Source organism: Pseudovibrio ascidiaceicola, assembly GCF_900114245.1.
Taxonomy (GTDB): Bacteria; Pseudomonadota; Alphaproteobacteria; order Rhizobiales; family Stappiaceae; genus Pseudovibrio; species Pseudovibrio ascidiaceicola.
This window is the reverse complement of the sequence record NZ_FOSK01000002.1, coordinates 245,039-269,186: the sequence shown is the minus strand read 5'-3', so window position 1 is coordinate 269,186 and position 24,148 is coordinate 245,039. Positions and strand designations below refer to the sequence as shown.

Annotated in this window: 20 protein-coding genes; 13 read left to right on the top strand and 7 right to left on the bottom strand. The window is 51.8% G+C overall.

The window, feature by feature from the left end:
• The first annotated feature begins 15 nt into the window (after window positions 1–15).
• The 4 genes from gcvH to BM231_RS05445 all read left to right on the top strand — a co-directional run bounded on the left by gcvH (window position 16) and on the right by BM231_RS05445 (window position 4,854).
• On the top strand, window positions 16–387 hold the full coding sequence (gcvH, locus tag BM231_RS05460; RefSeq protein ID WP_063309899.1) for a glycine cleavage system protein GcvH: 372 nt from the start codon (window positions 16–18) through the stop codon (window positions 385–387).
• 167 nt (window positions 388–554) lie between these two features.
• Complete coding sequence (gcvPA, locus tag BM231_RS05455; RefSeq protein WP_093517412.1) at window positions 555–1,904, top strand: aminomethyl-transferring glycine dehydrogenase subunit GcvPA; 1,350 nt, start codon at window positions 555–557, stop codon at window positions 1,902–1,904.
• Window positions 1,901–3,490, top strand: coding sequence for an aminomethyl-transferring glycine dehydrogenase subunit GcvPB (gene gcvPB / locus BM231_RS05450; protein WP_093517411.1), 1,590 nt, complete (start codon window positions 1,901–1,903; stop codon window positions 3,488–3,490). The genes gcvPA and gcvPB overlap by 4 nt, the downstream gene beginning before the upstream one ends.
• Window positions 3,491–3,669: 179 nt before the next feature.
• The gene (locus BM231_RS05445) at window positions 3,670–4,854 is read left to right on the top strand and encodes a glycosyltransferase family 61 protein (RefSeq protein WP_093517409.1); all 1,185 of its coding nucleotides are present in this window, start codon (window positions 3,670–3,672) and stop codon (window positions 4,852–4,854) included.
• Between the two features lie 123 nt (window positions 4,855–4,977).
• Here the strand turns inward: BM231_RS05445 and BM231_RS05440 are convergent, their stop codons facing one another.
• Complete coding sequence (locus BM231_RS05440) at window positions 4,978–5,907, bottom strand: alpha-1,2-fucosyltransferase (protein WP_093517407.1); 930 nt, start codon at window positions 5,905–5,907, stop codon at window positions 4,978–4,980.
• A gap of 211 nt (window positions 5,908–6,118) precedes the next feature.
• On the opposite strand from BM231_RS05440, the gene BM231_RS05435 reads away from it, so the two are divergent.
• The gene (locus BM231_RS05435; RefSeq protein WP_093517405.1) at window positions 6,119–6,817 is read left to right on the top strand and encodes an HAD family hydrolase; all 699 of its coding nucleotides are present in this window, start codon (window positions 6,119–6,121) and stop codon (window positions 6,815–6,817) included.
• Window positions 6,818–6,882: 65 nt separating this feature from the next.
• Here the strand turns inward: BM231_RS05435 and BM231_RS05430 are convergent, their stop codons facing one another.
• Complete coding sequence (locus tag BM231_RS05430; protein ID WP_093517403.1) at window positions 6,883–7,794, bottom strand: alpha-1,2-fucosyltransferase; 912 nt, start codon at window positions 7,792–7,794, stop codon at window positions 6,883–6,885.
• Window positions 7,795–8,241: 447 nt separating this feature from the next.
• On the opposite strand from BM231_RS05430, the gene tyrS reads away from it, so the two are divergent.
• A complete protein-coding gene (gene tyrS / locus BM231_RS05425; RefSeq protein WP_093517401.1) occupies window positions 8,242–9,513 on the top strand; it encodes a tyrosine--tRNA ligase in 1,272 nt (423 codons plus the stop codon).
• A gap of 45 nt (window positions 9,514–9,558) precedes the next feature.
• Here tyrS and BM231_RS05420 read toward each other — a convergent pair whose 3' ends face one another.
• Window positions 9,559–9,966 (bottom strand): cytidine deaminase, encoded by a 408-nt coding sequence (locus tag BM231_RS05420; protein ID WP_093517399.1) that lies wholly within the window; start codon window positions 9,964–9,966, stop codon window positions 9,559–9,561.
• Between the two features lie 153 nt (window positions 9,967–10,119).
• On the opposite strand from BM231_RS05420, the gene BM231_RS05415 reads away from it, so the two are divergent.
• On the top strand, window positions 10,120–11,007 hold the full coding sequence (locus tag BM231_RS05415) for a DUF4261 domain-containing protein (RefSeq protein ID WP_093517397.1): 888 nt from the start codon (window positions 10,120–10,122) through the stop codon (window positions 11,005–11,007).
• A gap of 145 nt (window positions 11,008–11,152) precedes the next feature.
• Here BM231_RS05415 and BM231_RS05410 read toward each other — a convergent pair whose 3' ends face one another.
• Window positions 11,153–12,250, bottom strand: coding sequence for a site-specific DNA-methyltransferase (locus BM231_RS05410; protein WP_093517394.1), 1,098 nt, complete (start codon window positions 12,248–12,250; stop codon window positions 11,153–11,155).
• A gap of 423 nt (window positions 12,251–12,673) precedes the next feature.
• Window positions 12,674–13,894, bottom strand: a complete 1,221-nt coding sequence (locus tag BM231_RS05405; RefSeq protein WP_093517393.1) for a glycerophosphodiester phosphodiesterase family protein — start codon at window positions 13,892–13,894, stop codon at window positions 12,674–12,676.
• A gap of 304 nt (window positions 13,895–14,198) precedes the next feature.
• Here BM231_RS05405 and BM231_RS05400 point away from each other — a divergent pair, with 304 nt between their 5' ends.
• Window positions 14,199–15,677: an AMP nucleosidase gene (locus BM231_RS05400; RefSeq protein ID WP_093517863.1), complete on the top strand. Its 1,479-nt coding sequence runs from the start codon at window positions 14,199–14,201 to the stop codon at window positions 15,675–15,677.
• A gap of 63 nt (window positions 15,678–15,740) precedes the next feature.
• Here the strand turns inward: BM231_RS05400 and mutY are convergent, their stop codons facing one another.
• On the bottom strand, window positions 15,741–16,793 hold the full coding sequence (mutY, locus tag BM231_RS05395) for an A/G-specific adenine glycosylase (RefSeq protein WP_093517392.1): 1,053 nt from the start codon (window positions 16,791–16,793) through the stop codon (window positions 15,741–15,743).
• A 146-nt stretch (window positions 16,794–16,939) separates the two neighbouring features.
• On the opposite strand from mutY, the gene BM231_RS05390 reads away from it, so the two are divergent.
• The gene (locus tag BM231_RS05390; protein ID WP_208860105.1) at window positions 16,940–17,467 is read left to right on the top strand and encodes a DUF721 domain-containing protein; all 528 of its coding nucleotides are present in this window, start codon (window positions 16,940–16,942) and stop codon (window positions 17,465–17,467) included.
• Window positions 17,468–17,502: 35 nt separating this feature from the next.
• Here BM231_RS05390 and BM231_RS05385 read toward each other — a convergent pair whose 3' ends face one another.
• On the bottom strand, window positions 17,503–17,994 hold the full coding sequence (locus tag BM231_RS05385; RefSeq protein ID WP_139226334.1) for a hypothetical protein: 492 nt from the start codon (window positions 17,992–17,994) through the stop codon (window positions 17,503–17,505).
• Between the two features lie 507 nt (window positions 17,995–18,501).
• Here BM231_RS05385 and BM231_RS05380 point away from each other — a divergent pair.
• The 4 genes from BM231_RS05380 to BM231_RS05365 all read left to right on the top strand — a co-directional run bounded on the left by BM231_RS05380 (window position 18,502) and on the right by BM231_RS05365 (window position 24,086).
• Window positions 18,502–19,143 (top strand): DsbA family protein, encoded by a 642-nt coding sequence (locus tag BM231_RS05380; protein ID WP_093517389.1) that lies wholly within the window; start codon window positions 18,502–18,504, stop codon window positions 19,141–19,143.
• A 93-nt stretch (window positions 19,144–19,236) separates the two neighbouring features.
• The gene (gene smc / locus BM231_RS05375; RefSeq protein ID WP_093517388.1) at window positions 19,237–22,695 is read left to right on the top strand and encodes a chromosome segregation protein SMC; all 3,459 of its coding nucleotides are present in this window, start codon (window positions 19,237–19,239) and stop codon (window positions 22,693–22,695) included.
• A 196-nt stretch (window positions 22,696–22,891) separates the two neighbouring features.
• Complete coding sequence (locus BM231_RS05370; protein WP_093517386.1) at window positions 22,892–23,266, top strand: AtpZ/AtpI family protein; 375 nt, start codon at window positions 22,892–22,894, stop codon at window positions 23,264–23,266.
• A gap of 52 nt (window positions 23,267–23,318) precedes the next feature.
• Complete coding sequence (locus tag BM231_RS05365) at window positions 23,319–24,086, top strand: F0F1 ATP synthase subunit A (protein ID WP_093517384.1); 768 nt, start codon at window positions 23,319–23,321, stop codon at window positions 24,084–24,086.
• Window positions 24,087–24,148 lie beyond the last annotated feature (62 nt).

Below are 24,148 nucleotides of genomic sequence, written 5' to 3'. Positions count from 1 at the left end.
GTAGGGAACGCTTAAATGAGCACATATTTCACAAAAGACCACGAGTGGCTGAAGGTTGAGGGAGACGTAGCAACCGTCGGTATCACTGAGTTCGCACAGAGCCAGCTGGGCGATGTTGTGTTCGTCGAACTGCCAGAAAACGGCAAAAACGTCGATCAGGACGATGAAGTTGCTGTCGTGGAATCCGTGAAAGCTGCATCTGAAGTATATGCGCCGCTCGATGGTGAGATCGTTGAAGGCAACGAACTGCTCGTTGATGAGCCTGCAAAAGTGAATGAAGACCCAGAAGGCGCTGCCTGGTTCTTCAAAATGAAGCTCGGGAATGCTGCACAGCTTGAAGCCCTGATGAGCGAAGCTGACTACAAAGCATTTGTAGAAACGCTTTAAGGCAAAGCGTACTCCCGAAAAGCCCGACCGGTTTTCGGAATAAGAATACGCAATAAGCCAAAAGCCGTTCATCACCTGCCATGCACGACAGCCGCATGGCAGGAAATGGCAGAAGCCCTGTTCGCTTTTGCTGCAATGTGCATCAGACAATCTGATGGAGAGAGAACATGCGGTATCTTCCGCTTTCAGACAACGACCGCGCCGACATGCTGGCGCGTATCGGCGTAGACTCAATCGATGAGCTGTTTGCCGATATCCCAGAGGCCGTTCGCCTTGAAGAACTGACAACCTTGCCGCGTCGCAAGACAGAAATGCAAGTTGAGCGCCAGCTCAGCGCAATGGCGAACAAGAATGTCAGTGCTGGATCTCTACCGTTCTTCGTTGGGGCAGGGGCGTACAAACACCACGTGCCAGCAACAGTTGACCACCTGATCCAGCGTTCTGAATTTCTGACAAGCTACACACCGTATCAGCCAGAAATCACACAGGGCACGCTGCAGGCACTCTTCGAATTCCAGACACAGGTGGCAAACCTGACCGGAATGGAAGTCGCCAACGCGTCCATGTACGATGGATCTACCGGTACAGCTGAAGCTGTGTTGATGGCGCACCGTGTAACCCGCAAGAAAAAAGCGGTTCTTTCCGGCGGTTTGCATCCGCAGTACCGTGAAGTGGTTGAAGGTGTTTCTGCAAAGCTGCCTGGTGCATCTGTTGCGGCCCTCCCGGCAGACCCAACTGGCACAGAAGACATTCTGGCGCAGATCGACGACGAAACCTCCTGTGTGGTGGTTCAGTCTCCGTCTTTCTACGGTCAGCTGATCGATCTGAAGCCGATTGCAGAAAAAGCGCACAAGCACAAAGCTCTGTTGATCGCAGTGTTCACCGAAGTTGTTTCCCTCGGCCTTCTGGAAAGCCCAGGCGCTCAGGGTGCGGACATCGTGGTTGGTGAAGGCCAGTCCATCGGTAACCCACTTACATTCGGTGGCCCTTACGTTGGTCTGTTTGCAACACGTCAGAAATACATCCGCAATATGCCGGGTCGTGTTTGTGGTGAAACAACGGATGCTGAAGGCAAGCGCGGTTTTGTGTTGACCCTCTCCACCCGTGAGCAGCATATCCGTCGTGACAAAGCGACCTCCAACATCTGCACCAACTCCGGTCTGTGTTCCTTGGCGTTCACCATCCACATGACCTTGTTGGGCGGCAAAGGCCTCGCACGCCTTGCTCGCATCAACCACATGAGCGCAGTTGCTTTGGCAGATGCCCTTTCTGCGGTTGACGGTGTTGAAGTTCTGAACTCCGCGTACTTCAACGAGTTCACAATTCGCACGCCAAAGAATGCACATGATGTGATTGAAGCTCTTGCTGCAAAGGGCGTTCTGGGCGGTGTTCCTGTTTGCCGTCTGGACAAATCCGGTGGTGATATCGACAACCTGATCGTTGTTGCAAGCACAGAAGTGAACACCGATGAGGACCGTGCAGCCTACGCGCAGGCTCTGAAGGAGGTGCTGGCATGACTATGAACCATCAGGGACGTCCAACACGCGCTGGTGAAGCTGGCCCCCCAATGCCGCACCAGACCTTTACGGGCAACAAAGCATTGGACATGGAAGAGCCGCTCATCTTTGAGATCGGCCACATGGACAATTGTGGTGTGGATCTTGACGAGCCAATGGACTTCGTTCCACGCCTCGGCAACCACATGCGTTCTGAGCCGGTAGAGCTTCCAGCTCTGTCCGAGCCGGAAACCATGCGCCACTACGTCCGCATGTCCCGCAACAACTATGCGATTGATTCAGGCCTGTATCCATTGGGTTCCTGCACCATGAAGCATAACCCGCGCCTTAACGAAAAGATGGCGCGTCTGCCGGGCTTTGCTGACATTCACCCATTGCAGCCAATCTCCACAGTTCCGGGCGCTTTCGAGCTGATCTCTGAACTGGCTGACTGGCTGATGGAACTCACCGGCACCAACGCTGTGGCCATGAGCCCGAAAGCTGGTGCTCACGGTGAGCAGTGCGGGATGATGTCTATCAAGCATGCAATTGCAGCCAAAGGTGAAGAACGTTCCATCGTTCTGGTTCCGGAAAGTGCTCACGGCACCAACCCGGCAACTGCTGCACTGGTTGGCTACAAAGTTGTGTCCATTCCTGCACGTGAAGACGGCACGGTGGCTGTGGAAGCTGTGATCGAAAAGATCGAAGCTCACGCAGGTCAGGTGGCAGCGCTTATGCTCACCAACCCGAACACCTGTGGTTTGTTTGAGCCAGAAGTAATTGAGATTGCAAACGCAATCCATGAAGCTGGTGGCTACTTCTACTGCGATGGCGCAAACTTCAACGCGATTGTTGGTAAGGCAAAGCCGGGTGATCTTGGCATCGACGCCATGCACATCAACCTGCACAAAACCTTCTCCACGCCGCATGGCGGTGGTGGCCCAGGTTCTGGTCCGGTTGTTCTGTCTGATCGTCTGGCACCATACGCACCGCTTCCATTCATCCGTAAAAACGGCGATGAGCTGGAAGTTGTTGAGACAACCGATCAGTTGAAGGACGGTGAACAGCCATTTGGCCGTATGACCGCATTCTTCGGTCAGATGGGCATGTATGTACGCGCTCTGTCCTACATGCAGTCTCATGGTTCTGATGGCCTGAAGCAGGCATCTGAAGATGCTGTGCTGAACGCCAACTACGTCCGCGTTGGCTTGCAGGACCTGATGACTCTGCCATTCGGTGTGAAACCATGCATGCACGAAGTTCTGTTTGACGACAGCTTCTTGAATGACACTGGCGTCTCCACGCTCGACTTCGCAAAAGCGATGATCGACGAAGGCTACCATCCAATGACCATGTACTTCCCACTGGTCGTAAGTGGTGCAATGTTGATCGAACCAACCGAAAGCGAAAGCCGCGCATCTCTCGACCTGTTCGTCGCTACCATGCGCGATCTGGTGATGAGTGCAAAAGCAGGCGAAAAAGATCGCTTCGAAGGTGCTCCGTTCCTGGCTCCGCGCCGTCGTCTGGATGAAACAGCGGCAGCGCGTAAACCAATCCTAAAATGGGTGGCTCCAGAACCAACCAAGGTGGAACCGGAACTCGCGTAACAACGCGTTTTTTGGAAAAACTTACAGCCCGGCTCTTGCAAAAGACGCCGGGCTTTTTTTTCTGCGCGTACCCAATCCATACCCACGATTATTGATTTATCAGAATACGCGGATACTGGAGGTGTCTTGCCCGGTATACGGTCATTCGTGCTTAGCAGATAAAACGGGTGAGGTGGGGGATGCGTAAGGCACCTAAATGGCGCAGTTGGCTGCCAACAAGTCGGCAACTTCGGTTCCGGGCGCAATCAACCCTTGCCAGAACCTTCCCGTCCATTGGAGATCGAAACAACTTCTTTCCAGACAACGCAAATCCAAGGCTTGCGCCAAATGAGCACCTGCTAACCGTTGATGAGCGCAGCTCTCGTGCGCTGCCGCAAGAGGTGCAGGCGTTTTTTGAAGAGCATGGCGCATTGGAGCAAAGCCGCTACCCTTTGCCAATCACGCCAGCCGGTCACACGCAGCTCAGGATGTATAAACTCGTTGATGCACTGGTCCTCGGCAGCACTGGAGCAACTGTCTTAAAGGCGCAGCATCGCCAGATAGAAGCCGCAGCGCCCAACACCATGCGGTTTGCGCGGTTAAAGGACAGAACGATCCAGACCGCAGCCATCAACATGCTGGGCATGGCCGCTGGTCATCGCCACTACTACCATTTCCTATGTGATGTGGCCTTCCCGCTTCTGTTTCTGTTGGAGCAACTGGGGCCACTGATATTCCCGTTGAAAATACTGCTTCGGGAAGACCTTCCTGAGTTTCAGAAAGAGTTTTACGAGCATCTGACCCAAGAGACACCGCTTCTAAGTCTGGAAGAGTGCAAAGCGAACGAACGCATCCATTGCAAGACGTTGTTTCACTGCACGCCAGCAATGAACTGCGAATACAGAGTCCCTGCCAGCGAGCAAGCAGCATCTATGGTCGCGACACATTATCTGGCCGCCTATCAACTTGATATGCACAAGACGCCAGCCACAAGGCTCTATATTGCACGAGACGATGCAAAAACACGCCGAATCTTGAACGAGAAGTCACTCAAAGAGCAGTTGGAGGCACGTGGCTTCCAAAGTGTTATTCCCGGCAAACTCAGCCACAAAGAGCAGGTTGAACTCTTCAACAACGCAAGGATCATCGTTGGAACCCATGGCGCAGGCCTGACGAACCTGCTGTTTGCACAAGCAGGCGGCAAACTGATTGAGATCTTTCCAGCTGATTACGTCCAGAGCGCTTATGCATGGCTGGCGCATGTGAGGGGGCTAAGATACGCACCAGTTATTGGTGAAAAGAGTGGGGCACACCAACACTTCTCTCTGTCGCAAAACGCAATCGGGCAGATCCTGCACGAAGTCGACGCTTTGGAGTTTGCTTAAGTTACAGCGTATCGCCGAAAAGTGGGAACCGGTTTTCGGATAAAGATACGCAAACACAAAGGCTAAAGCAGTTCAGATGCTTCAATTTAAATGCGAACTGCTTTAGTTGCAAAAATGCAGGCGCTATAATCGCTGCCAGTGCGGCGGAACAATCAAACTGTCGTCCAGATTGGGGTTCTTGAACCATTTAAGCGGCGCAATCACGTGTTTCTCTTCATTCTTATTCAAAAAAGCAGCCCACCAGCTGAAGGTGCTGTTGGCGGTGACGATGTGATCGCATGATGACATAACCATCAGATCTTCATAGTCTTTCCCATCCTGCATCGGATCCGCAAAAAACACGTTGTCTTGCAGAGGAACCACCTCACGTGCTCGTTCAGGGCTGTCGGAGAAGACATAGAAGGTCAGGCCGGGAATACGCTCTGAAAGGAAGTCCATCGCACCCTTGTAATAGCCAGCAGAGCACAGTCCAAAATTCTGCAAATTGTGCGCCTGACTATAATCGCCATAACGTACGTGGAGGGCAGCAGACGGACCTGAGTTAATCCGTTGCAGCAGTTTCTGTCGCTCAAGCACCATCGGTTTCTTGAGTGTGATCTCTTCTCGTAACTGCTCCATAATGGAGAAGGGAGCCTCCCACTTCTGCCAGTACCCATCCAGATAAGCGCTTTGCTTGAAGATGGGAGTATCTCCATCTCGTAGCAACTCGTCCTCGCGGATGTAACGACGCTGATAAAAGGGATAGAACTTGCGGCATATCTTGACGGTTTGCCCAAACGCCTGCGCAGGCCAAAGCACTGCGGACATTTCAGATTCAGTGGCAGATAAACCCTGCGTTTTGAAAAGGTTGAGGCAATAGGAGCGGTTGAAGTACTGCTCGTACTCACTGTGGTCGAAACGAAGTTTCATCCCCGTTTCAAGCGCGATTTTCCGCCCGAAAGCATACTGAAAAAGCTGATTGCCAATGCCGCCGCGGATACGGACAATCAATGTTGGTTTGAGCTTGCGCCGTCGCGCAGCACCAGACTTTCGCACCTGAGAAGCAACTGACATACGTCCCCCGTACACAAATCAGTATGTTTGCCTCTCAGCCTAGCGGAGCTTTGGCAAAGGCTCACTACTAGGTTTTTGGGAGTAAATCTCCTAGGTTGAGCCGAAACCATGCTAGGTCTGCAAGGATAAGTTGTAATGCGCATCAGTGGTATCATGAAAAAGCCATGCTTGCTGACAACACTGCACCGGATGTAACCAACTGGATTTGCTTATGAACTACGATTTACTTATTTGGGATTGTGATGGCTGTCTGATTGATAGCGAGTGGATTGGGTGTCAGGTTGAGGCCGAAGGCTTCACCAAAGCTGGATACCCCATCAGCACGGAAGAAATGATCGCACGCTTCTGCGGTGTGTCATCAGCAGAAGTGTTCAGCCAGGTTGAAGCGGAAATTGGCGTAAACATCCGTCACCATGAGGCACTCGTAAATCAGGATGAGGCGTTAAAGGCAGCCTTTGAGCAGCATCTCAAACCAATTGCTGGTATCCATGAAGCATTGCATGAGTTGGACAACTCATTTCCGAATTTGCAAATGTGCATCGCCTCCGGCAGTTCCATGGATCGTTTGGATCATACGCTCAAACTAACAAATCTATACGATCGGTTTGAGAGCAAGTACTTCTCGGCAGATCTGGTTGAAAAGGGCAAGCCGGCGCCGGACGTTTTCCTGAAAGCAGCAAGCGAGATGGGCGTCGCCCCCGAAAAATGCGTGGTTGTTGAAGATAGCCACCTCGGCTTGCAAGCTGCCCGAGCAGCAGGCATGACAGCCCTCGGCTTCACCGGAGCCTCCCACGGCAACGCAGATTTACACAACCGCCTTGAACAGCAAAACCCAATGGCAATCTTTAATGATATGAAAGAGTTAGCCAGCCTCATCAAAAAGCTGAATATGCTCAAAAGTACAGCTTAACGTTTGCGAGCTGTTTCAAAAAAAAGGCTAGCTCGTTTTTATTAGCCCGGAGCGCCAGAGTTACCCTAGGTACTCTGGAGCATTGGACTTGGGGAAACTGATGAAGCGTACTTTGCTACTCTTTGCCAGTTCTCAGGCAGGAAATATTGGTTTTGATGTTCTTTGGCTGCGCGCCAAGGATATGGAGCAAACACTTGTTTCTCCGGGTTTTTGTTCAGATAAGCAGCCCACCAGCTGTAGGTACTGTTTGCTATAATTTGGTGGGCGCAGCGGGACATAAGCATCATGTCCTCGAAATCTCTTCCATCTGTTGGCGCTTTGAAGAAGGTAACATTTGGAACATGCGCTAACACGTCTTCACACCAGCTGATGTCATCAGAGAACACAACAGGCTTCACAGGGCCTATTTTGTCTTCCAGAGTTTGCAGCGAGCGGAGATAGTACTCCACGCTGCACAGTCCATAACTTTGTCTCGCCGGCCCAGTCGCAAAGTCACCTCGGCGTATATGAAGTGCGACAGCGCGTGGGTGATCAACAATGTCAAGATAGGGATATCGAGATGGTGTAAAGTCCAGTAGGTTTAAATCCTGTTGCAACGTCTTTCTTATGGCATCCGCTATATGAGAAGACATGAAGTAGCCATTTAAAAGATAGTTTTTGCATGGAGATCTTCTTGCAGCTTCCAGTTCATCCAATGATAGAATCTGTCTGGATTTAAAGGCTCTTACATGCCGCAACACTTGCTGAAGTTGTTTGGAAAATTTTCCAAATGGAAAGAAAACCTTCCTGAAGTCTTTTGGTTGTGCCACACGTGTGGGGAGGGGAAATCCCATCAGAGGTGGTGTCCTGCCAGCCTTCCGATCGCGCTCTCCGGAATACAGAACAATTTCGCTCTTTGAGGCGTCCGCGAGATATCGTGCAGCAGCCCATTGGAACAGCTGGTTACCCAACCTCCCCTTCAGATTTACAATGATCATGCGGCCTCAACGGTATGTTCCTCTTCACATCTCAAGACTATTTCAATGCAGATAGCTCGACCATCTGTGAAAACTAGCTGTAGGCAATCTAAATTGAAGGTATATAGACATCTAAGGAGGCTTTTCCGGTTATACCTCAATGAGTTACAGTACACTAAATCTGTCCAAGGAAAATTGCTCGAGAGGATCGAATATGCTGAAAGTAAGCTTTTTGATTTATGTTTGAGGCACAAACTGCCAAAACTTTCTTGACAGGGCAGGGGCGTTGCGGTCATACACTTGGGCATGAACAAGAACCTGACCATCATTTCTGCGGTTTATTATTATGCGTCCGACATATCGGCGGCCGCGTTCCTATAAACTCATGTAAAATTGAGGTCAGAACCAAAAGCCGCCGCGTAGGCGGCTTTCGTGTTTTAGCTCTCCTGCGCGGCGAAGGAGAGCATTATGAAACACACAATGGTAGATACAACGCGCTGCTTCCGCCCCAAATCTGAAGCCCTTCAACTGCTGATCGATCGCGGCTTCCTGCATCAATGCACGGATCTGGAAGCACTGGATGAAAAGCTGCAAGCAGGTCCTATCACCGCATACGCTGGATTTGATGCAACGGCTGACAGTCTGCATGTGGGGCACCTGCTGCCATTAATGGCCATGCGCTGGCTGCAGAAAACCGGACATAAACCGATCTTGTTGGTGGGCGGTGGTACAACCCGCGTTGGTGACCCGAGCTTCCGCAGTGAAAGCCGCCCGCTGCTGGATGATGCCCAGATTGAGCACAATCTCGCAGGTATCCGCGCAACCGTAGAACGTCTCTTCGACTTGTCTGAAGGGCAGGGCCAAATCGTCAACAACGCTGAGTGGCTGGATGAATTCCGCTTCCTCGAGTTCCTGCGCGACTTCGGCACGCACTTCACCGTCAACCGTATGATGACCTTTGACAGCGTCCGCTCTCGCCTTGAGGCGCAGCAACCGTTGTCGGTGCTGGAATTCTGCTACATGATGCTGCAAGCTGTTGATTTTGTTGAGCTCAACCAACGTTTCGACTGTACATTGCAGATCGGTGGTTCCGATCAGTGGGGCAACATCGTCAATGGCGTAGACCTTGGTCGCCGTTCCGGCAGCCAGCTCTTCGGCTTCACATTGCCACTGCTGACAACAGCTTCGGGCAGCAAAATGGGCAAAACCGCAGAAGGCGCGGTGTGGCTTAACCCATCCCGCCTGTCCAGCTTCGGCTTTTGGCAATTCTGGCGCAATGCAGACGATGCAGATGTGCCGCGACTGCTCAAACTCTTCACCGATCTGCCACTGGGCGAGATTGATCGCTTGTCTTCCTTGCAGGGGCAAGAGCTGAACGAGGCTAAGAAGATACTAGCAACACAAGTCACCGGCATCGTCCACGGTCTGGCCGCAGCAGAAGCTGCTCTCCAGCAAGGCGAGGCGCTCTTCAGCGGTCAGGAAGACCTCTCTCAGCCAACCCACGAGCTACCTCTATCCCTCCTTGCCAAACCACTCGGTCTCCTGGACCTGCTGGTAAAAACCGGCTTCGTCACCACCAACAGCGAAGCCCGCCGCCTCATCCGCGGCGGCGGCGTCCGCCTCAACACATCTATCGTTCTGGAAGAAACCCGGATGATCTCAGAGGGAGACCTGAAACCGGGTGAGCGTTTGACGCTCGCAGTTGGCAAGCGGCGTAAGGCTCTGGTGGAGTTTGTGTAATCGAAAAGAGGGTGGTCAGCTTAGATCTGGCCACCTCATTGCAAACTACAGCACTTCACAATTGACGATGGACCAATGATGGGGTTGCAAGTCTCGCAGGTTCTTAAAGATCAGCTCATTTGCGCTGTTAGAAATCGCCGCCTTCACATCCCCACCCCAATGCACCAACCGCTCCTGACAAATTCCACAAGGAGTTAGAATAACAAAAGTGCTGTTTTCATCTTCGCGGTAGATACACAGGGAATGAGTGACAACCTCATCAAGCTTATGCGCTTCCAGAATTGCACCTACTTCCATGCAAAGGGATAGGCCATCATTCTTGGTATCTGGTGCAATACTGGTCAGGATTTTGCCGCTCTCAGTTCTAATAGAAGCAGCACCACCCCACCCAATAGGATAGCGGCGCTCAATCAGCAGCTTAGCTTCTTCAAATAGAGTGTGCTCAATAGTCATTCTGCCACGCTAAAGCTTCTGAGCGTATCAATCAAACTGTGTTCTATAGAACTTGGTTTGATCCTTATACTCTCAGTGAATTGCGAGGTTGCGATGTGGGATCAGGATATGACTATTGCTCTGATTTATTAGAGATTTCCTTGCGAGGGTATTATGAGTTTGTTTTTAACGTATCTGGTTTTGGCGCAACCAGTTGATCTTTCAATGGCAGATTTGTGCCAGAATTCTTCAGATACATATCTGGATCAGCCGTTCCATATTGAATGTCCGGTGAGTGAAGATGAAAACACAGATGCACATGTCATTCAGGTCAACGGCGTAACCCTCGCGGTTATGAATATTGGTTTTCCTCTGCCTGTAAATGCATATGAAGAAGCGGTAAAAATTGACAAGCAGTGGCCAGAGGCAGGAGCGGTTTTATCAGAACACAAATCGCATATTGTGCTGTCGGTTCTAGGGGCGGCCAAAGAGCACCCTGATGTGCTTAAGGCAGCTAAGACAATGACGCTGTTCTCATCGTATCTGAGTGAGAAATTGTCTGTAATGGCACAAGTGGGAGTAGATGGGAAAACTGTTATCCCACCTCAAAATCTAAAAGCCTATGCTCAATCTTTGGCGCAGGGAGAGATACCTCTTTTTGCTTGGGCGTCTGTGATGTTCTTTAATGGAGGCGTAACGTCAGACGGTAAGCAGAAAGCAATTTTAGCAACAAATGGACTGCTTCCTTTTATCGGACGAGAAGTTGAGACCTCTGCATCAGCGAACTTGACCTCAGATAAAGTCGACTTCCTGCTTAACCTTGGCATCTACCTCATTAAAAATGGTCCGATAATCAATGATGGTGACACCATTGGTGGAACGGAGGAGGAAAGGATCAGAGTATTCTATAAACCTCAGGGATATCGGCAGGAAATTCCATCTCTTCATGTTGTTCTGCCCGACGCAGACGAAAACAAGTTGGAAGGTGTCGGGGCCGAGGATCGGGCTGCGCCTCCATCGCCTCGTAAATCATTCTGGCCGTTTGGAAAGCGCAAGGGGTAAAGCGACTTACTTGCCAGAGGTTTTGTACCAAACCATAAAAAAAAAGCCCCCGCCTAGAAAGGCAGGGGCCAAGTCATATGGATATGAAGCAGGGACAAACCCTGTAAACCGTGGGGCGAGATCGCCACACGAACTGTGTAAGACGCTACTTAGGCATCTGTGAACGGACGACTTCCCGAAGGGCGTCAACCGGCTCAAGGGCCTTGCCACGTTTAATGTGCCAGAAGGTCCAGCCATTGCAGGCTTGCTGACCCTGAACGAGCGCACCCACCTTATGGATGGATCCTGAATGCTCGCCGCAGATCAAGGAACCATCGGCGCGAACCGTAGCCTTGAAGCGTCCACGGGCATCGGTTAGTTCCGCGCCCGGTGTCAATAATCCGGTCTCCAACAGGTTGCCAAACGGAACTCGTGGAAGAGCACGTTTGCCTTGTGTCATCGCCAGAAAATCATCGTTGGCAGGTGTAACCCGGTCAATCCGTTCGGAAGCGGCTTTAATGTAAGAGTCTTCACGCTCACATCCCACAAAGTGGCGGCCAAGCTTCTTGGCAACAGCACCAGTGGTGCCTGTGCCAAAGAATGGATCAAGGATCACATCGCCCTGGTTTGAAGTGGAGAGCAGCACGCGGTAAAGCAGGCTCTCCGGCTTCTGAGTTGGATGCACTTTGTCGCCGTTGTCGTCCTTCAGGCGTTCATGACCAGTACAGATAGGCAGCACCCAGTCAGACCGCATCTGAAGGTCGTCGTTAAACGTCTTCATCGCATCGTAGTTAAAGGTCGGCTTGCTCTCTTGTGAAGGGCAGGCCCAGATGAGCGTCTCATGAGCATTAGTAAAACGTTTGCCACGGAAGTTCGGCATCGGGTTTGTTTTCAGCCAAACCACATCATTGTTGATCCAGAACCCAAGGTCCTGCATCACCGCACCAACGCGGAAAATGTTGTGATAAGAGCCAATAACCCAGATGGACCCGTTTGGCTTCAACACGCGGCGAACCGCCTGCAGCCAAGCACGAGTGAACTCATCATAAGCTTTAAAGCTGGAGAACTGATCCCAGTGATCATCGCAGGCATCTACCTTCGAATGATCAGGCCTGTGCAGATCTCCGCCCAGCTGTAGGTTATAAGGGGGATCGGCGAAAACCACATCCACGCTGTTGTCCGGAAGCTTGTTCAAAGCCTCAACACAGTCGCCCTTAATAATTGTATCAAGCCAGTCTGGCTTGGTGGAAATGTGGGGTGCCATCAAGGACACCCCTTCTTTACGCTGTACTCTCATTGCGACGCAACACCTCACGCAATTCATGAGTGCTATGGTTACCCACTATGGTAAACCAGAGGTTAATAGTGGATATCTTTTATTCTTTTAGAATCAACGCTTTATTTACAGATTCGAATATTCGTCTCGAAGTTAACCCTCATTAATATTCGACCGCAGATTCCCTTGGGGTAGAGGTTTATGAGGAGTTAAAATGGCGAAAATAGAGACCCTAAATATTTTTTTGAGAGTCAAGCTTTTTTGCTGGCTAAAAAGAACAAGGTAAACGCACTGCGGGGACAGCGGGTAAATCGGTTAACGAGTATGGCAGGGCTTACGCAGCGGACAGCGCAAAAAAAGCGCGCCATATGAGGCGCGCTTCCAAATTGCAAATCAGTGCAGGAGAAGGGCTTACTCAATCCCCATGCAGTTGGCGTAGAACGTGACGGTCGCTGGCCAGTCAGAAAACACGCCGCTCACCTTCACATCCTGCGCCAGCACATCCAGCAGCTCATAAACGCTACCTTCGCTGGTGATTGCATCGTTGATGCTGCGGTAATACCAGCCGCCTTTGTTGTGAGAGAGCAGGCCAGAGCGCTCCAGCGTCCATGTGAAGATCTTGATGCCAGCCTCATTCGCAGCCTTTGCATAAGCAGACGGCACGATCTTCCCGTCATCCAGAGTGACAAGCATCCAGAGAGGAGGGGAGATATAGTTCACGCCCATCTCTTTCAACTCAGCCATGGACGGCTTGAAGCTGGTTGGATCAGATGTGTCAAAGCCCTGCATACGGAAGCGGCCATCAAGGAACACGGCCTGCTTGCCAAACTCAGGCTCATTCTTGATCCAGTACAGCACGTCATCCAAAAAGAAGGACTGCGGATAAACGTCAGAAGCCGGAATACCTGCTGCTTTATACTCATCAATCAGCTTCTGAGCGAAATCTTCCTGAGTGAACCCGTCAAACGGCATCTTCACACTTGGGCGCTTCAACTCCGGCGTAAACTTGACGCCCTGTTCTTTGAAGAGCTCAATGGATTGAGCATGGGTCATCAAAGTGCCACCTGCGCCAGCTGCCGCATAAAGGTCTGTGCGCCAGTCAGCTGTGCCTTTCAGGAAGTCCTCAACCGTTGTTGCTGCTGGATTTGAGGCGTCCATTTTGCCAGTGAGACCTTGGAACTCCGCCAATGTGATCTCAGAGGTTCTGCACTCTGCCGCTGCTTTCTCGCCATTGGCAGCAGCAGTAAACGGAGCAACACACGTGCTTGCCAGATCAGTCGCGAGAATATCTGTTGTTGTCGCCAGATCATTTTGAGAATGACGGCAGACCAGCTCCTTATCCTTGGTGAAGGTAACATCACATTCCTGCACACCCGCACCCATCACAGCCGCAGCTTGATAAGACTCTAACGTATGCTCAGGAAACTGCAGTGGTGCCCCACGATGCCCGATCGTGAAACTGGAAGCCTTTGCAGGATTGCCGATACAGGCGAGCAACTTATCCTTCAACGGGCTCTCTTGCATCTGCTCTACGAGAAAAGCAGGCCGTGGCCCCAACTGGGCAGCTTGTGCGCTCACAGTAAGGCAGGTGCCAGCCACCAAACCAAGCGCAGCAGTACGAACAAAATGCATAAAAAGATCCCTCCCGATCATCTGAAGCGTAGCCCCGTAAAGTGCCTCTAGAGCTCGCCCATGCAATTTTCGGGATAGTTTTACAGAATAAACTGAAGGAGATAAGGGGAAAAACGTAGCTATAATTCTCAATTCTGTGTGCAGAGCTGAATCTGACGCTGCGTGAAAATATCCTCACTCACTAAAAAATAAACCATATTTGTCCGCAGTTTGTCTTGACCCTGTCGTAAACATCCCTCAGATATATAGTGACACGAAAGAGGAGAAACCGAACGTGTCGACTATATCCGATAGCGACGTTGTGATGGAAAGCCGTTCCATCCGTACGCCTGAGACAATTCCCCCACAATCCTTTAAAGATGCCAGTGAAGCTGTTGCGCACCTGATCTATTTGTTTGATCGGGCGACTGATTTTCTACGTGAGAATTTTAAAGAGGCTGCACAGGGCAGCATGCCAGAAAACCGGGTCAGAGCATTTTACCCGGAGCTACGGTTTGAAGTATCCAGCCACATCCGCGTTGATACGCGCCTGTCCTACGGCTTTGTGGCAAGACCTGGCAAATACAAAACCACAGTCACCCGGCCAGATCTCTTTAAACACTATCTGGAACACCAGATTGATCTTCTGATCAAAAACCATGGCCTTGAAGTCGTGATCGCTGAAAGTGATCAGCCAATCCCTCTGCACTTTGCCTTTTATGATGGCGCACACGTGGAAGGCGCTCTGCCATCCAGCGAAGAGCGCCCGTTGCGTGATGTGTTTGATGTGCCTGATCTTGCTGTCATGGATGATGCCATCTCCAATGGCACCTACCGCTCAAAAGATGGCTTTGAGCCGTTGGCGCCGTTTACGGCACCGCGTGTGGATTATTCCCTGCATCGCTTGCAGCACTACACCGCAACCGCACCGCGTTATTTCCAGAACTTCGTGCTCTTCACAAACTATCAGTTTTACATTGATGGCTTTGCGCAGATGGCGAAGGAGCTGATCAACGATCCGAACAGCGGATATGTAGCCTTTGTAGAACCGGGCAATCTCATCACCTATGCCGGTGATAAAGAGCCGCGCGAAGGTGTGGCCCCGCCGCGCCTGCCACAAATGCCAGCCTATCACCTGCTGCGAGAAGATAACTCCGGTATCACCATGGTGAACATCGGTGTAGGTCCATCCAATGCAAAGACCATAACCGACCACATTGCAGTGCTTCGCCCGCATGCCTGGTTGATGCTTGGTCACTGCGCTGGGCTCAGAAGCAGCCAGCAGCTGGGTGATTACGTGTTGGCTCATGGTTATGTACGTGAAGACAAGGTGCTGGATGCTGACCTGCCAACATGGGTTCCAATCCCGCCACTGGCAGAAGTGCAGGTCGCGCTGGAAGATGCGGTTGAAAAGACCACTGGTTACAGCGGCTATGATCTGAAGCGTGTGATGCGCACAGGAACCGTAGCCTCCATCGATAACCGCAACTGGGAACTGCGTGACCACCGCGAGCCGGTGCAGCGTTTCTCCCAGTCCCGTGCGATCGCGCTGGATATGGAATCCGCAACCATCGCCGCCAACGGTTTCCGCTTCCGCGTTCCCTACGGGACTTTGCTCTGCGTATCAGACAAGCCGCTTCATGGGGAGTTGAAGCTGCCCGGCATGGCAACAGACTTCTACCGGACGCAAGTGAACCAGCATCTGGAGATTGGCGTGAAGACCATGGAGGTCCTGAGGGAAATGCCGTTGGAACGGCTCCACTCTCGTAAACTCCGCAGCTTTATGGAAACCGCATTCCAATAAGCGCCAATCAGCATCTGCAAGAATATGAAAAGCCGGGCCCAGACCCGGCTTTTTGCTGCGCACTTAAATCACGCTACCAGCCTTAAGAGCTTTCATCATCACTGTTGGCAAGGCTTCTCCCTCAAGCTCATCTGGCGCGGACCACCAATACCCGTCAGGCTCATCGTAGTGAGCGGGTGCCTGTGCTTGCCAGACGCTCATTTCCAGATGGAAGTGCGTGAAGGTGTGCTTCACATCCTTCGGCGTACGCACCCAATCCGCAGTGATCGGAGCATGTGAAAGGTCTGCCATCGCCGCATCGTCCGCCCAGTGGGTGGTGATTGGCTCACTCATGCCTGCAAGCAGTCCTTTATCTTGGCGTTTGCGCAGAAGAATGCGACCACGTGCGTCGCTGAGCAGAAAGGCCATGCCACGTCGCGTTGGTTTCACCTTCTTGGGGGCTTTGCGTGGCAGAGTGTCCGCAATGCCTTGCTTGCGACCCTCACAAACATCCATCCATGGGCAGATGCCACAGGCCGGAGACTTCGGCGTACAGATTGTGGCGCCAAGGTCCATGATGGCCTGGGCAAAGTCGCCGGGACGGTCATGCGGCGTCACTTCAGCCATCAATGGCTTCACTTCAGCTTTGAGGGCAGGGAGCTCGGTCAGCAATGCATGGCGACGGGACAGAACCCTCTCCACATTGCCATCAACCACAGCTGCATGGCGTCCAAAGGCTATCGTGGAGATTGCAGCAGCCGTGTAGGGACCGATGCCAGGGAGCTTCAAAAGCCGCTCTTCTTCCTCTGGAAAACGTCCATTGTGATGCAATTGGACAAATTTTGCACACTTATACAGATTTCTTGCACGGGAATAATAACCAAGCCCAGCCCACGCTTTTAGGATGTCCTCTTCCTCCGCATTGGCCATATCAGCAAGTGTAGGCCATGTCTTTATGAAGAGTTTGAAGTAGTTTTTTACCGCCGCAACAGTAGTCTGCTGAAGCATGATTTCGGAGAGCCAGACGTGGTAAGGGTCTGGTTTTACACCGGAAAGTATATCAGCAGGAGCTGTTCGCCATGGCAGTTGGCGAGAATTTCTGTCATACCAGTAAAGAACAACTAGATTATCTTGCATGGTTTTGTGGGTTAACCTTGGTTTTGATCCCTAAATAATTGGGGTTCCCTTGGTAATTCATGGTACCGCGGAAAACGGGACTGAATTAAGACTAATATAAAGCAATGGTCATATATGTGCCTTAATCTAATGGCGTGATGAAGACGATGAAAGCAACTGCGCAAAATCGGGTTTCCAGGAGATCAAGCCATCAGCTAAACGAGCTGATTGGTAAGACCATGCACCCTGTCGCGCGCAAGCGCGGATTTGCCAGTGCCGACCTTCTCACCGCTTGGCCAGAACTTGTCGGCAAGAAGTATCACGGAAAAGTACAGCCCGGTAGGCTTGTTTGGCCAAGAGCTAAAAGCTCTGACGGAGAGCCAGTTGCAGAACCTGCAACCCTTCTTGTTCATGCAGATGGCTCCACTGCTTTGTTCTTCACGCATGAAGCTCCACAACTGCGAGATCGCATAAACGCCTTTTTAGGCTGGAATGCCGTTGGCCGCATCAAGGTTGTGCAACGGCCGGCGCTCAGAACCAAAAAGATCACACCAAAACCTCTTCGTAAGCTGTCAGAAATTGAAAACCGCCGCATCGAGCAAAAGGTTGCGGCAGTCTCTGATGAGCGGTTGAAGAATGCGCTGGAAAAGCTCGGCAAGAACCTCATTGCCCGCACACCTGCAAGCAACTCCTGATCCATCCATAAAGTCCTGATGCGCTGGAAGAGTGATTACTGGCTGACGACCAGATCATGTCCCTTTGCAGTATAACCCAGCAAGAGGTCAGGGCGTTCCATCAAAAGATAGGCTGTCGTTGTTTCCTGCGCATTCCGCAGCTCAATGGTATCACCATTCACCGCCCACGCCGTCACGCTGCTCAGCTCTTCATTGGTACAGCCGCTTGTTGCCGCATGCCCGTTTGGAAAACTGCTGGTCACAGCTGGTGTCACAACAGCTTCGCCTGACGGGGTCTTGCTAAACTGAACCCGGCAAGGGGCAGAGCTGTTCCCGCTGCCTTCGCTGACGACCCAGTTCGTAGAGGTAAGTGCACCCAAATCTGCTGTGCCTGTATAAATTGTATTGGACGTTGCAGGTATAGCGGTCGTTTCAATCGTCGTTTCTTGAGTAGCTGTAGGTATAGCTTCAACGAAATCTTCAGATACAGAGGCTTGGCAGGCAATCAGTGGTGTGCTGAGAAGCATTAAGGCAGTCAAGCGCTTCATAATGTATCCGTATATCTTGTTAGAGAGTTCTGTAAATATTTAATAACTCATTAATGAGGCAAAAACAAAACAACGCGAGAAATTATTGTTGTTTTCCATGCATAAATTCTGTGGGTATGTATTAGCAGTGCAAATTTAATCATAGCGGATATCTTAGGGCGGTTTCCGCTCGTTTACCGCGAAATGGCAGAAGTCCTTTGTTTTAAACGAAGAAAATCGTTTTCTCGCCTAACGCAAACGTCAATCCAGCTGCCTTACCAAAATTTAATATGACTACTCAGGATAATCGGTGGCATCTGACAAGTATTTGCCATAGTTTCCTGAAAACCAATTGTTGCTGGAAAGCGAGCTGTGGGCATGGCTGTATTCTGCGGATGTTCACCAGTTTGTGATCAATGGCTCTTGGATTGGAGTGGTTATACTCTGGGCCAGTCGCTGGCTGTCTTTTGGCGAAAAAAGCGCCGGGTCAGCCAACAGGCAACACTTTTTAACTTGGGATAGAAAAACGTGACACTCTCTCGCCGTAAGTTTCTTGAGCGCACCAGTGCTCTTACTGCTGCTTCTCTGGCCTTTGCTGCTATGCCAACTGTTGCCTCTGCTCAGTCCTACTCCGAGGCAGACCTGAACAAGGTTGGCCCACTGGGTGATAAGGTTATCGGCCAGGCAGATGCTCCAGTCACCATCATTGAATATGCATCTTTGACATGTGGTCACTGCGCCAACTTCCACAACACCACATACAAAGAGCTGAAGAAGAAATACATCGACACTGGCAAAGTGCGTTTCATCTTCCGTGAATTCCCGCTGGATACAGTCGCTGCAGCTGGCTTTATGCTTGCGCGCTGTGCACCAGAGGACAAATACTTCGACATTATGTCTTTGATGTTTGAACAGCAGCGCAACTGGGCATTCACCAATGATCCATACAGCGCCCTGTTGAATATGGGCAAGCAGATCGGTTTCACTGAAGAAGCTGTAAAGGCTTGCTTGACGAATCAGGAAATACTAGACGGAGTAACCGAAGTTCGTGACTACGGCTCAGACAAGCTGGGTGTAGATTCAACACCGACCTTCTTTATCAACGGTGAGAAAGTAAGCGGAGCGCTCTCTCTTGAGGAGTTCAGCAAGTACGTGGATAAGAATCTGTAAGGCAAGCGGGCAGCCCTCAGGGCTGAATCTCCTGCTCGCAGATCTATGCGCGTATGATCGCTTACACCCTGTTGTAAGAATAGGGGGCGCTCTATGAAGTTTCAGCGCCTCCGTGTCCTCGGGTTCAAATCCTTTGTTGAGCCTATGGAGTTTGTCATTGAAGACGGCCTGACAGGCGTTGTCGGGCCCAATGGCTGCGGAAAGTCCAATCTTGTAGAAGCGCTGCGCTGGGTCATGGGAGAGAACTCCTATAAGAACATGCGCGCCTCCGGAATGGATGATGTTATTTTCTCGGGTAGCCTCAACCGTCCGGCACGTAACACAGCCGAAGTTACACTCTTTCTCGACAACCAAGATCGAACAGCACCCACTGGGTATAACGACAGTGATACGCTGGAAGTCACCCGCCGCATCGAACGTGAAGCTGGCTCTGTCTATAAGATCAACGGCAAGGACGCCCGCGCAAGAGACGTACAGCTGCTGTTTGCCGACGCGTCCACCGGCGCACGCTCACCGGCAATGGTGCGGCAGGGGCAAATCGGCGAGCTGATTTCGTCCAAACCAACCTCGCGCAGAAAGATCCTGGAAGAAGCCGCTGGCATCTCTGGCTTACACAGTCGCCGGAAAGAAGCTGAAATCCGTCTGCGGGCTGCTGAAACCAATCTGGAACGTCTGGAAGATGTGGTTGTTCAGATTGAAGGCCAACTCGACGGCCTGAAACGGCAAGCAAGACAAGCCACCCGCTACCGCAACCTCTCTTCAGAAATCCGCAAGGCCGAAGCGACGATCCTGTATCTGCGCTGGCAGGAAGCAACAGCCGCGCTGGATGCCGCCCGCAAGCAATATGCGGATGCTGAGATCGGTATGCGAGACATCGCCGGTCTTCAGGCCTCTACTGCGAAAGAGCAGGCCCTCGCTGCCCATGAAATTCCAAAGCTTCGAGAAGCTGCCGGTGGTGCTGCTGCTGCGCTCCAACATCTGATTATCGCGAAAAACGATCTTGAGTCAGAAGATCGGCGCATCAAAGAAAAGCTGATGGACCTTCAGGCGCGTCTTGCTCAGATGGAGCAGGACATCGAGCGCGAAGCCCAGCTTGCCAGCGAAAACACCAGCCATCTGGAAGAATTGGAAGAGGAAAAACAAGAACTCCTCGAAGCTGCCGAGACCTTGGATGAGCGGGCTGCTGAAGCTGAGGAACTGGTGTTGACCGCGGAAGACAACCTTGATGCCAGTGAGATGAAGCACTCGCGGATCACACAGGATCACGCCAGTCTCCTTGCCAAGCACACACAGCTCGACAATCAGATCTCAGGCATTCGCCAGAAGAGCGCCCGCTTTAAAGAAGAGGTAGACCGCTTCAAGGGGCAGCTTGAGGCTGTGGAAGCGGAGCTGAAAACAGCCAGTGGCCCAAGCGATAAACGAGAAGAGCTGGAAATGGCTCTTGAGGAGCTGGCTGAAGCAGAAGAAACCGCAGTTGAGGCGGAAGAAACTCTGGCAACGGCACGCGAAACAGAAAACAACTGCCGCAACCCATTGAATGAAGCACATTCAGCTCTCTCTAGATATGAGACAGAAGCCAAGACACTGCAGGCCGTCCTTTCTGCTGGCCAAAGCGGAGACTGGACACCCGCTGTAGACCGCATGAGTGTGAACCCGGGGTTGGAAACAGCGCTGGGTGCCGCCTTGGGTGAAGACCTTGATGCTGCAATGGAAGAAGATGCGCCCGTTCGTTGGAGCCTGAATGCGGGTACGGGCAGTGACCCGAGCCTTCCAGCAGGTGCTACACCGCTTTCCGAATATGTGCAGGCGCCCAATGAGCTGGCACGTCGTCTCTCTCAGGTTGGGCTGATTGAGGCTGAACACGGCTCAGCTTTGCGCAAAGAGCTGAAAGTCGGCCAGCGACTGGTCAGCAAGCAAGGGGATCTGTGGCGCTGGGATGGTTTGATCATCGCAGCCGACGCTCCAACACCTGCCGCACAACGCCTCGCACAACGAAACCGCTTGGCGGAACTGGAAGACCTTGTCGAGCAGACGAGAGATCTGGTGGAAGAAAAGAAAGAAGCGCTGGAGACCGCGACCGAGCATCGACGTCAAGCTGAAGTTACTGAGCAGGACATGCGTCAGAAGCTGCGTCTGGAGCAATCTCGCATTGTCGCCTTGCGCGAAGAGCTCGCGACTGCTGAGCGTGCCCTGACTGAATTGTCGGTTCGTAAAACAACGCTTGAAGAACAGCTCCGCCGTGCAAACGAAGACTACGAGGAAACAGCAGCCTCACTCGAAGAGGCGGAAGGCGCACTCGATGAGTTGCCAGACATTGCAGGCGTAACGGCTGAACTAGAAAGCGCGTCCAAAGATGTTTCCACCTGCCGCAGCAAGCTGGCAGAGGCCAAAGGGGCCACTGATGCACTCAAGCGGGAAGGGGAGCTGCGTGCGAGGCGCCTTGAGACCATCGAGCGCGACAGGCAAAACTGGGTTCAGCGCGCGCAAAATGCAGACAAACAAATCTCCGTCCTGCGTCAGCGCCGGGATGACGCGGCAGAAGAGCGTCTCATCCTTTTAGAGAGCCCAGAGGAAATCGAACTCAAGCGTCAGGATCTGTTAAATGGCCTGTCGAGCGCAGAAGATTCTCGCAAGGCTGCTGACGACAAACTCGCAGAAGGCGAAAAGCGCCAGCTGATCGCTGACCAGAAAGCCCGCGAGGCTATGGAGGGCTTATCCGGCGCCCGTGAGCGCAAGGTTCGTGCGGAAGAACGTCTTGAGGCAGCCAAAGAACGCCGCTTGGAAATTGAGCGCCGCGTGGATGAGGTGCTGGAAGTCAATGTCTCTCGTCTGCACGAGATGGCCGGACTGTCACAAGATGCGCCTTTGCCGGATGCCGAAGGTGCCGAACGCAAGCTTGATCGTTTGAAGGCTGAGCGTGAACGTCTTGGAGGCGTAAACCTACGTGCCGATGAGGAAATGCAGGAAATTACGGAGCAGCGAGACACGCTGATCACCGAAAGAGACGACCTTATTGAGGCCATCAGGAAGTTGCGCACAGGAATCATGAACCTGAACAAGGAAGCGAGAGAGCGTCTCTTGAACTCTTTTGATCAGGTCAACGGCCACTTCAAGCGTTTATTCACACACTTGTTCGGCGGTGGAACTGCAGAGCTGAAACTGGTGGATGCGGAAGACCCGCTCGATGCTGGTCTGGAGATCTTTGCACGTCCTCCGGGCAAGAAACCACAGACCATGACACTGCTTTCAGGTGGAGAGCAGGCTCTCACCGCCATGGCACTCATATTCGCAGTTTTCCTTACGAATCCGGCCCCAATCTGTGTTCTGGACGAGGTTGACGCTCCGTTGGATGACGCCAACGTGGAGCGTTATTGTGCTCTGCTGGAGGACATGGCACAGAACACCCAGACCCGCTTTACCGTGATTACACATAACCCGATTACCATGGCGCGCATGTCCAGATTGTTCGGTGTAACCATGGCTGAAAGAGGGGTCTCACAGCTCGTATCAGTAGATCTTGAGACGGCTGAGCGATTCACTGAACCGGCCTAAAATAGGGTACAATACGGCCTTGAAAGTATCCTTTATACGTATTCTCTGTTAGAAACTCTGGAAAATCCTTAGATATCAGTTATTTAGCTTAAGTAGCTCTAACCTTGACAGTGCAGATCACGAGCATTATGGTGCCCCCGACTTTCAGGGGCATCCATGTCTTTGAACTATCTGCCGGTATCTAGGAAGAATGAACATGTCTCCCGATGAGAATAAGCAGAGTAAAAAAGACATGAAAGAAACTGATCGTCACCTGTCTGAGCGGCTAGAAAAGCTCGGCAAAACGTTGGATACACGCTTGGACGAAGCCTCTGCTAAAGAGGTGCCGAACAAGACCAGCGCGATGTCAGGCTTGTCACAGGCTTGGAAGATGTCTTCCGAGTTTATTGCCGCTATCTTTGTCGGGGGGGCACTCGGCTGGATGGCGGATAGCTGGATCGGGACCAAGCCGTGGGGGATGATAATTCTCCTTATGCTTGGCTTTGTTGCGGGAATATTAAACGTCCTTCGGGAGGCGGGCAAAGTCGCCGGTCCTGAAAGACGGATGAATTCCGGCAAGAAGCAGGACTAACTAATTCATCGCGCTCTTGCGCTCGTAAATTGGCACTTCAGGGGTACTACCTGTGGCTGGAAATTCAGGCAACGCGATCGATCCGATCCACCAGTTTCATATCTCCAAGATCTTTCCTGTGGAGATTGGCGGTGTTGATTTCTCCTTTACCAACGCTTCCTTGTTCATGGTTGTCACCGTCGCTGTAGCGACCTTGTTCCTCGTTCTGTCTACCAACAGACGTGGTCTGGTCCCAAGCCGCGCTCAACTCATGGCGGAAATGTCCTACGAGTTTGTTGCTGCCACATTGCGAGGATCAGCAGGCAATGACGGAATGCGGTTCTTCCCGCTCGTCTTCTCCCTGTTCATGTTCGTATTCGTTGCAAACATGCTCGGGATGTTCCCATACTTCTTCACCGTTACAAGTCAGATCATCGTGACATTTGCACTCGCAATTCTCGTGATTGGCACTGTAACGATCTACGGTTTCTTCAAGCACGGCGCAGGCTTCCTTAAGCTGTTCGTTCCAAGTGGGGTTCCAGCAGGGGTTATTCCTCTGGTGTCCGCGATTGAAGTTATCTCTTTCCTTTCACGTCCAGTTAGCCTGTCCGTTCGTTTGTTCGCAAACATGCTTGCTGGTCACATCACTCTGAAGGTTTTCGCAGGTTTTGTTGTCATGCTCACCGGCTTCGGTGCAGTTGGCGTCGCATCTGCGGTCCTGCCTCTGATACTCACAGTTGCCATCACGGCTCTTGAGTTCCTCGTGGCATTCCTTCAGGCCTACGTCTTTACCGTTCTTACGTGCATGTATCTTGCAGATGCGCTCCATCCGAGCCACTAAGTAACGTGTAGAATCCGGGTTTCAAACCCAAAACAAAGTCATAGACGATATTGCTAGTTTAG